Consider the following 13,284-nt stretch of genomic DNA (forward strand, 5'->3'; position numbering starts at 1 on the left):
ATCGTTGATAAAACCTTAGAAGGATTTATCAACGATTTTTTTTAAATAGCGAGGCAAATTTTTTGCATAGCTAAGCAGTGAACACTTTTTATCAGCCAGTCACTTTACTTATCTGCAATCGCTAAATCGTGGTATAATGAGACGAGAATTTAAGGATAATTGGAGTTTTATATGAAGGATTTAAAAAAAGTCGTTTTATTATGTATAGCCAGCGCAATCATTGCTGCTAGCTTAACTGGTGGTGGAATCTTTTGGTTTATGCGTCAAAATCAAGATCGTGAACTAGCTAAGATTAGTGAAGTCTATCGTGATATTCAAAAAAATTATTATGAGCAAGTGGATCAAAAAAAGTTAAGCGATGGGGCGATTAAAGGAATGTTGGCTGCTTTAGATGATCCTTATACAACTTTTTTAGATCGCAATCAATCAGCGGCTTTTACGCAAAAACTAAGTGGTGAAATTGGTGGGATTGGTGCGACGATTACTAAAAAAGAAGGGCGTTTTTTGCTAGTTGATGATCCACAAAAGACAACACCCGCTTATAAGGCCGGCTTAAAAGCTGGCGATGAAGTCATAGAGATTAATCAGCAGCCCATCAGCCACTTGACTTTAAAAGAAGTTGTCGAAAAGGTTCGTGGCAAAATAGACAGTAAAGTGACCTTAAAGATTAAGCGGCAGACAGAGGAATTTGAGGTTTCTATTGTTAGAGCGCCCATCCATGTTTCAACTGTTTCAAGTGTAATTGATGAAAAACATCCATCAGTGGCTAAAATTCAAATTAAGACCTTCTCATCTGGAACCGCGGAGGATTTGCAAAAAGAAATTACTGCTTTGCGTAAAAAAGAGGTTAAGCAGTTTATCCTAGATTTACGTCAAAACAATGGTGGTTTTCTACTTGAAGGCGAGAAAATGGCAAGTATGTTTTTAAAAAATGGACAATTAATTGTTAGACTTGAAGAAAAAGGGCAGGTTGTTGAAACCGTTAAAGCAAATAAAAGCTTAGATGATGGTTTTAAGATTACAGAACCAACCATTGTATTGGTTGACGGACAGACCGCTTCATCAGCCGAAATAGTAGCGGCGGCCCTAAATGAGAGTGGGAATAAGCTAGTTGTTGGGCAGCAGACATTTGGTAAAGGCACGGTTCAATCCATTAATCATTTAACGAAGCATACGGAAATTAAGCTGAGCACCCAAAAATGGTTGACCCCAAAAGGAAATTGGCTGCACCAAAAAGGGCTAACCCCAACGATAAAAGTGAATCTGCCAACAGCTGAACAACTAAATGTCCTAAATAATAGTTTAAATGATGCCAATCATTATTCAGATAAGCAAAAAAAATTATTAATTCCGCTAATGCAATTTCTCGGTTATCATGTAACCTTAGAACAATTTGATCAAGATTTTAAGCAAGCGCTAATAGATCTTCAAACAAAAAATCAATTAGAGGTGACTGGAGAAATGAATCAAGCCACCATTGAAAAAATGAATGAGTTAATTTTTGGTAAATATCTAAAGGAAGATTTAGCCTATGAATTAGCCTTAGATCAACTAATTAAAACATAAATCAAATGAAAAGATGAAAAATAAAGGATGGCAATGCTTTATTTTTCATCTTTTTTTTGCAATCAGTTCATAAAGATGATAAAATTTATGCGAACGTATATTCGTATAAAGTGGGTGGGAATTTTGGCAGTTTATTTGGCAATTGATTTGAAGTCTTTTTATGCTTCTGTAGAGTGTGTGGAGCGTAATTTAGATCCGTTAGAGCAATTGGTTGTAGTAGCCGATCAAAGTCGTAGCGACAAAACCATTTGTTTAGCCGTCTCGCCAGCGTTAAAGGTGTTAGGCTTCCCGGGAAGATTAAGATTGTTTGAAGCTAAAGAAAAATTAAAACAAATCAATCATCATCGGAGAAAACTAGCTCCGAATCAACGCTTGGTTAAGCCGACGACGAGTCTTAGAAAATTGCAGCAGTATTCCTTTTTAGCAGCGGATATGCTCATTGTGCCACCTAGAATGCAATTATATATTGATTATAGTGTGAAAATTTATCAAATTTATTTACAGTTTGTCGCTGCAGCAGATGTCCACGTTTACTCAATCGATGAGGTTTTCATTGATCTCAGCCCTTATTTGAAGCTTTATAATCAGTCACCTATAACGATTGCTGAACAAATCGCTCAGGAAATCTTTGAACAAACAGGGATTATCGCTACGATTGGTATAGGAACAAATCTATATTTAGCCAAGGTCGCTATGGATATTTTGGCTAAGAAACAAAATGCCAACGAACATGGCACGCGTTTAGCTTATTTGGATGAAAAACGTTATCAAGAGCTACTTTGGCAGCATCAGCCTCTGACTGATTTTTGGCGAATTGGCAGAGGAATTAGCCAACGTCTGGCTAAATATAGTATCTTTACAATGGAAGATTTGGCGATGACGGCACTGCAGCCATTAGAACAACCGATAAATATCTACACATTGTTCAAAGAATTTGGCATTCAAGCAGAATTGCTGATTGATCATGCCTTTGGTAAAGAGAGCTGTTCCTTAACAGCGATTAAAAATTATCATCATAAAAGCAAAAGTATGAGTATGGGGCAGGTTTTACCGCATAGCTATCCTGCTGACAAGGCTTGGTTGATTGTTCGTGAAATGACAGAGCAATTATATTTTCGCTTAATTACCCAACAACAGGCAACTACCCATTTGCATTTGTCTATGGTCTATCAAAAGGATACGCAAAAGTCGAAACGAGAAGGTGTTCGTGGACAAGTGCGCTTTAAGCAATTAACTGCTGATTATCAGGAAATGATGATTGAAATAGAAAAACTCTATTGGCAAATTGTGGATATCAATAAGACAGTGAAAAAAATTTATCTAACCGTTTATCCGGTGGTTCCCTATAGCTTTCAATTAATGCAACAGTTATCTTTATTTGATGAGATTGAGGAACACCAATTACAAATAGCTAAAAAGCATCAGCGCTACCAAAAAGAAAGGGAGCTATATTTAACCATTGAAGCCATTCAAAAAAAATATGGAAAAAATGCCGTTTTAAAGGCTTCAAGTTTATTAGACTATTCAACAATTAGGATAAGAAATCAACAGATTGGAGGGCACTTAGCTTAATGAAAAGGAAAATAGAAGCAAGTAACGCTTTGACTAAGGACTTAGACATTGAAGTACTTTTTGCTCAATATCGCCAAAAAATGCCAGTTTTTCCGATGAGTATTGAACAAAGGGCTGCGCAGTTTTTACCTTTTGCTGCTCTAAATGGTTTTGAAAAAAGCATCCAATCGGTGACTGAAAGCCAAGATGAGTTAAGCAATCATCAGCCTATTTAGTAGGTACTTTGTGTAAAAATAAAATGAAGCAAAGCAAGGAAGTCTTCTTATTTAGTAACAATTGTATTTAGAAAAATTCTTAAATAATGCATAAAAATAGCTAAAGTTGTGTTATAATTGAGATGTGAGCTACCACGATTATTTGGATAAAATCGAAATATTCGTGGTTTATAGCTAGAAAAATAGCTACATAGTTTAACTAGTAATTGATTAAATGAATAACATTATTGTTGCTAATTAACTTATATCATTTAAGCTTCTCTTTTTAAATTTCACAAATGTAAGCGTTTTAAGGTGGTGGCTGATGATGAGAGAGGATACGTGGAAAAGATTTATCAATGGGGATGAGGCTGTGTTGACTAGATTACCTACGAATATCGCGGATTCGTGGAAAAATTGTCATAGTCATCAGGTTGATCCATTTTTGCGTAAACCACGAAAAATGATGACCTTGACTGAACTAAAGGAAAAACAACGTGAAAATAAGATTTTGATTCAGCTAGTCAAAGAAGAAGTCAAAAAAATTAAATATCTTTTTAACATTCAATATCCATTGTTTATTTTAACGGATAATGAAGGAACGATTCTGTGGCGTGACGGCCATCATCAAGCCAAAGATTATGCCAATGATATTTATTTTAACATAGGTAGTCGTTGGTCAGAGCTAGATGTAGGGACGAATGCGATTGGCATGGTATTGACCTCTAAAAAAGATGCAACCATGGCACTCAGTGATCACTATGCAGTAGCTTCTAGAAACTGGGGCTGTGCTGCCTCGCCTATTTTTGATTGCGAACAAAAATTAATTGGTGTTTTAGATATCTCAACTTATAATAATGATTCCGTTCAAGAATCTATCTTTTTATTGAATACATTAACCCAAAGAATTAGTAACGATTACATTCATGATGAATTACAAAAAAAGGTCGAGCTCTTAAAATATGCTAGTCGTAGCTTATCTGAAGAGATTCTTTGTGATTTACATTTTCAAATTGTTTATTTGCCAGAGCAGCTTCAAGAAGAGTATCAATTAAATCAAGATATTCGTTTACAGCTAGCCAAAGAAGAGATTTATGAAAAACAAGAGATTTATCTATTAGACGAATTAATTGGTTATCGCTTCAAAATTTATCCAACATTAAAACGTAAGCAGCAGCCACACTTTCAAGTGGTTGGTATCCAAAGTAAAAATGCCGGTTATCAAGCCTTTTTAAGAAAGGTTGAACAATTATCCAATAGCACTGTTCCGGTTCATATTTACGGTGAATCAGGTAGTGGTAAAGAGATTATTGCTAAGACCGTTCATCTAAATAGCCCTTTTAAGGATGGCCCATTAATTGTGGTTAACTGTGGGGCGTTGAGTGAAAATCTATTAGAGAGTGAGCTTTTTGGTTATGCACCAGGCTCTTTTACGGGGGCAAATAAAGAGGGCTATGAAGGAAAAATTTTACAAGCCAATCATGGCAGTCTTTTTTTAGATGAAATTGATAGTATGTCTTATAAAATGCAGACAGCTTTATTGCGGGTGTTAGAAGAAAAGAAAGTGATGCCTATTAATGGCAAACAGCAAAGTGTGACTTTTCGCTTGATTACTGCAAGCAATCAGGACTTGCGAAAACGCGTGATAAATAAGCAATTTAGAGAAGACTTATTTTATCGAATCTATGTCGGTAAGGTAGAAATCCCACCATTACGCTGCCGATTAGAAGATTTACAGCCATTAATTGATCTATTTTGTCAGCGTAAAAATTGGTATATTCCTTGGAAGGACAGCATCTATGAAGTAGCCAAAACTTTTCGTTGGCCAGGAAATATCCGTGAATTTAATAATTTTTTGGAAAGACTCTATATTTTTTATCCCGATAGAGAGCCGACGAAAGAGGAAATTCATGAAATTATTCAGCTAGGTAGTCTAAATGAACTGGCTGAAAAAGAAGCTAATCCCAAAGAGGATAAGCAAAAACAAGCGATTCTAAATGCCTTAGCCTCAACACATTATCATGTAACGAATGCAGCTAAAGAACTAGGTATCTCACGCGCAACACTTTATCGAAAAATGAAAGAATACCAGATTAATCAAAAATAAACGCTTTTATCAGCACTTAGAATAGGAGAAAAGCCTTAATAGTTAGCCTTAGCTTCACTATTGAGAATTGACTATTCTAGGTGCTTTTTTAATAGTTGCCAGGCTTTTGTCTCATCGTCTCAAGCCAATGAGACAAAATGTCTCAATCAAATTGCAACAAAAATTCTTTCTTAAAAAAGGGGAATACATATGTGAAAAAAATATTTTAGAAAACGCTTACAAATCAAAGCTAGAGGATTTTGTAGATAGATATTGTGAAAAAATGAATATGTAAAAAGTTGGCACGTTTTTTGCTTCTATACAGGTGAAAGCAAAAGAAAGGGGTGTTTGATCATGACATTGTTGAAAAAGGGGGGAGCTAGATGCAAAGATATGATTTAGTGGTGATTGGTGCAGGGCCGGGTGGCTATGTTGGTGCGATTAGAGCCGCTCAAAACGGGTTACGTGTAGCCGTGATTGAAAAAAAGGCAGTTGGCGGTACTTGCTTAAACGTAGGCTGTATTCCATCTAAAAATTATCTAGAGCATGCACACTGGGCTTTGACCTTTAAGGAAGCTGAAAAATATGGTTTTACTTTTTCAACACCTAGTTTTGATTATGCACGTTTAGTCAAACATAAAAATCAAGTGATTAAAAAGCTACAAGGAGGGATTCAGCATTTATTTAAACAGCATGCGATTGATTACATTGAAGGTCAAGCAAGTGTTATCGACCAAAAGTTGTTAGTAGATGGCAAGGAAATCGCCTATGATAAGCTACTGCTGGCAACTGGTAGTCATCCATTTGTGCCACCAATTAAGGGAATTGAGACGGTAGATTATCTAACAACAGATACCTTTTTTGATTTAGAAACCCTACCAACCGAATTGGCAATTATTGGTGGTGGCGTGATTGCGGTTGAATTGGCTTTTGCGATGCAGCCGTTGGGAACAAAGGTGAGCTTGATTGAAGTGGCACCGGATATTTTACTAACAGAAGATCCAGAAGCTAGACAATTAATCAAGCAACAATTGTTAGCTATGGGAATTAAGGTGATTACCAAGGCTAAGATTGAACAGGTCACTAAACAAAAAATTCGCTTAAATGATCAAGAAATAACCTTTAGTCATTTATTAGTGGCAGCCGGGCGCAAACCTAACCTAGAATTAGTCCAACAGTTAGCTATTGATTTAGATGCTAATGGACGCTTTGTTAAAGTCAATCCATATTATCAAACAAGTCGGGAAAATATTTATGCAGTTGGGGATTTGATCGGGGGGTATCAATTGGCGCATGCAGCTAGTGCAGAAGCGCTAAAAGCAGTGGCGGCTATTTGTAAGCAACCAACTTATCCGGTATTAAAAGAAGATGTACCAAGATGTATTTATACCACTCCAGAGGTTGCTAGCTTTGGTTTAAGCGAACAAGAAGCCAAAGAACAATATCAAGAGATTAAAGTAAAGAAAGTGCCTTTTGCTGGCAATGGTAAGGCGATTGCCACCGAGCATACACAAGGCTTTGTTAAATTAATCATTGATCAACAATATCATCAATTATTAGGGGCGGTGATTGTTGGTTCTGGTGCTACGGAAATGATTCATACCTTACTAGCAACCAAACAAGCTGAGGGAACTATTGATGAATTAGCAAATATGACATTTGCTCATCCAACCTTATCTGAAGTAATTGGTGAAGGGGCAAATGGCTTATTGGGACAAGCCATTCATGGATAAAATAGAGGAGGAATTTTCATGAAAAAAATAAGTAAGGAAAAAGCACAATGGATTTTGAAAACAATGTATGATATCCGCCATTTTGAAGATGAAGTGCATCGTATTTTTACTTCTGGTGAGATTCCTGGATTCGTACATTTGTATGCGGGTGAAGAAGCCATTGCTACTGGGGTATGCGCGCACTTAACTGATAGCGATTACATCACTAGTACACACCGCGGCCATGGTCACTGTATTGCTAAGGGCTGTGATTTAGACGGGATGATGGCAGAAATCTACGGTAAAGAAACTGGTCTATGTAAAGGTAAAGGCGGTTCCATGCATATTGCTGACATCGATAAAGGAATGCTTGGGGCAAATGGTATGGTTGGGGGAGGTTTCCCAATTGCTGTAGGAGCTGGATTACGTAATAAATATCTAAAAACGGATGATGTAGCAATTTGCTTCTTTGGTGATGGCGCAGCCAACGAAGGAACTTTCCACGAAGGCATTAATCTGGCTTCTATTTGGAAACTACCAGTTATTTTTGTAAATGAAAATAACCAATTTGCTGAATCAACACCACAAACTTATTCATCAGGTTCAAAAACGATTGCTGAAAGAGCAGCTGCTTACGGTATTCCTGGCGAACGTGTGGATGGTAAGGACTTAGTGGCAGTCTATGAAGCAGCTGGTCGTGCAATTGACCGGGCAAGAAAAGGTGAAGGACCAACTCTTTTAGAATGTGTGACTTATCGTAATTATGGACACTTTGAAGGTGACGAACAAAAATATAAAGCACCATCAGGTAAGGAAAAGGATTTTGCCGATCGTGATTGTATCGTAGAATTTGCTGATTATCTTCGTAAAGAAAAGATTTTGTCTGATGAAGAAATTCAAGCAATTGAAAAACAATCCACTGATGACATCCAACATGCGATTACCTTTGCTCAAAACAGTCCAATTCCTCGACCAGAAGCGTTGTATGAAGACGTTTATGTCAATTAATTGAAAGGAGATCTTACCATGACAAGAAGAATTACATTTATGAGTGCCATTAACGAGGCTTTAGAACAATCAATGGAAAAAGATGATCGTGTGATTTTACTCGGTGAAGATATCGCCGGAGGAGCAACAATTGAGCATTTGGCCGAACAAAATGAAGATGCTTGGGGAGGCGTTTTCGGAGTAACCAAAGGCTTAATGCAAAAATTTGGCCGTGAAAGAGTTATCGATACACCAATTTCTGAAATGGGCTATATGGGCGCTGCTGTTGGGGCTGCTGCAACAGGCTTACGTCCAGTACCAGAATTGATGTTTAACGACTTTATGGGCTTTTGTTTTGACACCATCTTAGCTCAAGGTTCAAAAATGCGTTATATGTTCGGTGGAAAAGCAAAAATTCCAATGACTGTGCGTACTTGCCACGGTGCCGGTGCGAGTGCTGCTGCTCAGCACTCTGGATCTTATTATGGTATGTTTGGTTCAATACCAGGTTTGAAGGTAGTTGTACCATCTAATCCTTATGATGCAAAAGGTCTATTAAATGCGGCAATCGCCGATGATAATCTAGTTGTATACTTTGAAGATAAAACACTTTATGGTCTCAAGGATGAAGTGCCAGAAGAATACTATACGGTTGAAATCGGTAAAGCAAAGGTTAAACGTGAAGGAACAGATTTAACGATTGTTACAATCGGTAAGATGCTGTACGTTGCTTTAGAAGTCGCAGATAAATTAGCTAAAGAAGGTGTCTCAGTAGAAGTAATTGACTTAGTGACTGTAGCGCCATGGGATCAAGAAACGATTATCAATTCTGTGAAGAAGACTGGTCGATTGATTGTGGTTGATGAAGCAAACCCACATAACAATACGGCAACTGATATTGCATCAGTTGTAAGTGACAAGGCCTTTGATTATTTAGATGGACCGGTTAAATGTGTTTGTGCACCAAATACACCAGTACCATTTGCAACTAATTTAGAACAATTATACATTCCAAATGCAGAGAAGATTTTAAACGTTGCTGCAGAAATTATTGATGATTTGAAAAAATAAGGAGGTGCGTGATGAATGGCTACAGAAGTTTTGATGCCTAAATTAGGATTAACCATGACTGAAGGGACGGTTGATCAATGGTTCAAAAATGAAGGAGACTACGTTGAAAAAGGAGAGGTTATCTGTACGATTAGTTCAGAAAAATTAACTCATGATGTAGAAGCTCCGGAAGCTGGCGTACTTTCGCAACTTCTTGTAAAAATTGGTGAAGAGGTTCCTTGCCAACAAGCGATTGCCATTATTGGCGAAGGCGCAACTAAAACAGAGGCAGCTAAGCCAGCTGAAGAAGTAAAAGTTGAAGAAAAAGAACAAGTAGCACCACCAGTAGCGAAAAATGCTGAACCAATAAAAAGAGAGCCAACCGACCGCATTTTTATTACCCCATTAGCTAAAAAAATTGCTGAAAGTAAAGGCATTGATTATCGCCTAATTACTGGTACGGGTGGTAACGGTCGAATTACTAAACGCGATGTTGAAAATTATCAACCAGTTGCTCAAAGCGTAGCGGTTGCTGCTACGGTACCTGCTTATGGTGCGGGCTTGACTGGTATGCGTAAGACGATTGCTGAACGGATGATGACAAGCTTACATCAAAGTGCACAGGTTACCTTACATCAAAAAGCAGATGTCAGCAAGCTAATGGCCTTTAGAGCAGAATTAAAGGCAAAAGCCGATATGCCGTTAGTCGATGGACAAACCAGCATTACCACCTTGCTTGCTAGAGCAGTAATCTTAGCTTTAAAAGAAACTCCTGCAATGAATGCTTGGTATCATAACGGTGTCTATGAAGAAAAAGAGGCTGTCCATTTAGGCATGGCGGTTGCTTTACCTGATGGCTTAGTTGTACCAGTCGTTGAAAATGCTGATAATATGAGTTTAACGATGTTGGGTCGTACTTTAGCTGATCGTATTACTAAAGCGCAAAGTGGCACCTTGGCTGGCCAACATTATACTGGTTCAACCTTTACTATTACAAATATCGGTAAAACCGGAGTAGAATACTTTACGCCGATTTTAAATACGCCAGAAGTAGGAATCTTAGGGGTGGGTACTTTAATGAGTGAGTTAGCCTTAGTTGAAGGACAAGTTGTTGAAAAACAAAAATTACCACTCAGCTTGACCTTTGATCACCAAGTCATTGATGGTGCACCGGCTGCTGATTTCCTAGCAAAAGTAATTCATTATCTAGAACATCCATATGCACTAGTATTATAAGCGAGAGAAGGTGAATAAGATGAAATTAAAAGCAGCTTTTATCTTTTTAGCACCAGAAGCAGATTTTCATGTACACCAAACAACCATTGATACACCACAAGTTGAATTAACGACTGTAGGGGTGAAAAATTATGCTGATGCTGTTAGTGCTGCAGTTGAGCTAGAACAGTCAGGTATTCAAGCCATTGAATTATGTGGTGGCTTTGGAATAGAAGGAGTCGCCAAAATCAAACAAGCCCTACAAAAAACAACTGCGGTCGGCGTTGTTCGCTTTGATATACATCCTGGATTAAATAACCAAAGTGGCGATGAGCTGTTTTAATACACGCTTTGACTGCTAAATGGTCATAATTGAAAAACGTTCCATTCCATTAATTTGGAAGGGAACGTTTTTTAAAAATTAAAACACACATATTTTAAAGCGTTTTCTAAAGTGGTATAATAATAGGTGTTACGTTTAATGTAATGCAAGTCAAAGGAGGAAATTTTATGACTTATCAAACGATTTATCCATACACCAATGAGGTATTAGCAACCTTTGAAGATGCAACCGAGTTAGATTTAGAAACAGCTTTGACTAATGGCCATCTTTTATATAAAAAATGGCGTAAAAATGATTTGCTGGCTCAACGTAAAGAGCAATTACAACAAATCGCCCAGCTATTACGCCGTGATATTGACTACTACGCCGAAGTATTAACGAAGGATATGGGCAAATTATTTACGGAGGCCAAAGGGGAAATCGCTTTATGTGCAGACATTGCCGATTACTATGCTGAAAAAGCTGAAACCTTCTTAAAACCCAGAAAACTAGAAGAGGTACATGGCCAAGCTTATTATGTCAAACAAGCAACAGGTGTATTAATTGCCGTCGAACCATGGAATTTTCCTTTTTATCAAATTATGCGTGTGTTTGCACCTAATTTTATGGTAGGGAATCCAATTATTTTAAAACATGCCTCGATTTGTCCTAAATCAGCACAAGCTTTTGAAGAGTTGGTCACTGAAGCCAATGTTGAAACAGGTGCCTTTAAAAACTTATTTTTATCTTATGATTTAGTAGGTAAAGCAATTGCTGACCCTAGAGTTGTAGGTGTTTGTTTAACTGGCTCAGAACGTGGTGGCGCAAGCATTGCCCAAGTGGCTGGTGCCAATCTTAAGAAAACATCGATGGAATTAGGCGGAAATGATGCCTTTATTATTTTAGAAGATGCGGATTTTGATTTATTGGCAGAAACCATTCTTTTTGCTCGTTTATATAATGCCGGTCAGGTTTGTACCTCATCAAAACGCTTTATTGTGGTAGGAAAAGAAAATTATCAACGCTTTGTCGAGCTTGTTGTCGAAAAATTTAAATCAGCTAAATGGGGTGACCCAATGGATCCTATCACAACTTTAGCACCGTTATCTTCGGCAGCTGCGAAAAAACAAGTCCTAGAACAAATTCAGTTAGCAAAAGAGCATGGCGCAACAATTGTTTACGGTAATGAAGCGATTGATCATCCTGGTAATTTTGTTATGCCAACCGTTTTGACGAATATTACCAAGGATAATCCGATTTATAACCAAGAAATCTTTGGTCCAGTGGCTTCGATTTATCAAGTTGACTCAGAAGAAGAAGCCATTGAACTGGCGAATGATTCGAGTTATGGTTTAGGTGGCACCGTGTTTTCTAAAGATTTAACTCATGCCAAAGCAGTCGCAGAAAAGATTGAAACCGGCATGACCTTCATCAATTCTGGCTGGGCTTCGCATCCAGAATTACCATTTGGCGGCATCAAAAATTCTGGCTATGGTCGCGAGCTAAGTGAACTAGGCTTTGACACCTTTGTCAACGAACACTTGGTCTTTGTGCCAGAAGCAGTACTTTGATCAAAAATAAACGAAGTATCGTCATCTTTAATATGATTTATATTAATATAGAAGTTTAATTAGATATGTTCATAGTAAAAAGAGAGGTTTTACCAATTGAAATTTTAAGGTATCCCTCTCTTTTTCTATCGATTCTTTTAAAATAAAATTACTTATTTATTAGTTATTAATCTCCTCAATCAACTTACGACTATTGTATATTTTTTCGAAATATTGCTCGTTCTTTTGAAGAAAATTGTAAAAGATTGTATCGACTACAAGTAGCTGTGCAAAGAGTGAGTTAGTAGCTGCACTACGTAAAAAAGCCTCTTTTGGAATAGAAGTTTGGATGCAGTGAGAGGCTAATTTAATTAACGGATTTTTTCCTAGCATGGTTTGAGCGATGATTGGAACGGCCGCTTTTTTAGCAATTTGAGCTGCTTTGACAACTTCTTTAGTCAATCCTGAATTAGAAATCAGCCAAATTGCGCTATTTTCTTTATTACTAGAAAGCATAGCTGCTAAGATATGTAAGTCTTTCTCAAAAAAGACAATTTTTCCAATTCTACCCCATTTTTGATAAATATCTTCTGCAATAATTGAACTAGCCCCGATACCAAAAACAAATAGCACTTCTTTTTCTTCTAATAATTGAATCAGATTATTAATTTGCTCTTCTTTTAATAATTCACATGTTTCTTCTAATGTCAGCATTGCATTATTACATAATTTACGTTTAGTGATCTCAAAAGAATCCTCTAAATTAATATCATCATATTTTTGCTCACGCATTTCGTTTTTTTCACCGTAGATTGATAGCTTCAATTCATTGATTGAACTAAAACCAATTTTTTTGACAAAACGTACAACACTAGGGGCACTAGATTGTGTTCTTTCACCGATTTCTTTAGCAGTTGCATTAATGATTTCTTCAGGATATGTCAAGATATATTCAGCAATTCTCTTTTCTACATCGGTTAATTTATTATTCAGTAAATGAATTCTAGCTTGTACACTCATTAAAAGACTC

General features: G+C 37.1%; 11 protein-coding genes. 10 read left to right on the forward strand and 1 reads right to left on the reverse strand.

Annotated elements, in window-relative coordinates:
- Window positions 1-171 precede the first annotated feature (171 nt).
- The 10 genes from RK02_RS01380 (at window position 172) to RK02_RS01425 (ending at window position 12,275) form a co-directional block, all read left to right on the forward strand.
- The gene (locus RK02_RS01380; protein ID WP_016182443.1) at window positions 172-1,566 is read left to right on the forward strand and encodes a S41 family peptidase; all 1,395 of its coding nucleotides are present in this window, start codon (window positions 172-174) and stop codon (window positions 1,564-1,566) included.
- A 114-nt stretch (window positions 1,567-1,680) separates the two neighbouring features.
- Entirely contained in the window at window positions 1,681-3,138 is a 1,458-nt protein-coding gene (locus tag RK02_RS01385) for a Y-family DNA polymerase (protein WP_245555686.1), read from the forward strand.
- On the forward strand, window positions 3,138-3,353 hold the full coding sequence (locus tag RK02_RS01390; RefSeq protein WP_016182445.1) for a hypothetical protein: 216 nt from the start codon (window positions 3,138-3,140) through the stop codon (window positions 3,351-3,353). Before RK02_RS01385 ends, RK02_RS01390 begins: the two co-directional genes overlap by 1 nt.
- A gap of 307 nt (window positions 3,354-3,660) precedes the next feature.
- Window positions 3,661-5,439, forward strand: a complete 1,779-nt coding sequence (locus RK02_RS01395) for a sigma-54-dependent Fis family transcriptional regulator (RefSeq protein ID WP_016182446.1) — start codon at window positions 3,661-3,663, stop codon at window positions 5,437-5,439.
- 362 nt (window positions 5,440-5,801) lie between these two features.
- The gene (lpdA, locus tag RK02_RS01400; RefSeq protein ID WP_016182447.1) at window positions 5,802-7,151 is read left to right on the forward strand and encodes a dihydrolipoyl dehydrogenase; all 1,350 of its coding nucleotides are present in this window, start codon (window positions 5,802-5,804) and stop codon (window positions 7,149-7,151) included.
- Window positions 7,152-7,169: 18 nt separating this feature from the next.
- A complete protein-coding gene (locus RK02_RS01405; RefSeq protein ID WP_016182448.1) occupies window positions 7,170-8,138 on the forward strand; it encodes a thiamine pyrophosphate-dependent dehydrogenase E1 component subunit alpha in 969 nt (322 codons plus the stop codon).
- A gap of 18 nt (window positions 8,139-8,156) precedes the next feature.
- Entirely contained in the window at window positions 8,157-9,188 is a 1,032-nt protein-coding gene (locus RK02_RS01410; RefSeq protein ID WP_016182449.1) for an alpha-ketoacid dehydrogenase subunit beta, read from the forward strand.
- 15 nt (window positions 9,189-9,203) lie between these two features.
- Window positions 9,204-10,403 carry a dihydrolipoamide acetyltransferase family protein gene (locus RK02_RS01415; RefSeq protein WP_016182450.1) on the forward strand — a complete coding sequence of 400 codons (1,200 nt, stop codon included), beginning with the start codon at window positions 9,204-9,206 and terminating at the stop codon, window positions 10,401-10,403.
- Between the two features lie 19 nt (window positions 10,404-10,422).
- Entirely contained in the window at window positions 10,423-10,725 is a 303-nt protein-coding gene (locus RK02_RS01420; protein ID WP_016182451.1) for a DUF6506 family protein, read from the forward strand.
- Window positions 10,726-10,892: 167 nt separating this feature from the next.
- Entirely contained in the window at window positions 10,893-12,275 is a 1,383-nt protein-coding gene (locus RK02_RS01425; RefSeq protein WP_016182452.1) for an NAD-dependent succinate-semialdehyde dehydrogenase, read from the forward strand.
- A 159-nt stretch (window positions 12,276-12,434) separates the two neighbouring features.
- Here RK02_RS01425 and RK02_RS01430 read toward each other — a convergent pair whose 3' ends face one another.
- A complete protein-coding gene (locus RK02_RS01430; protein WP_016182453.1) occupies window positions 12,435-13,274 on the reverse strand; it encodes a MurR/RpiR family transcriptional regulator in 840 nt (279 codons plus the stop codon).
- Between the last annotated feature and the right edge of the window lie 10 nt (window positions 13,275-13,284).

Source organism: Enterococcus columbae DSM 7374 = ATCC 51263, assembly GCF_000406925.1.
In the GTDB taxonomy this organism is placed as follows: domain Bacteria; phylum Bacillota; class Bacilli; order Lactobacillales; family Enterococcaceae; genus Enterococcus_E; species Enterococcus_E columbae.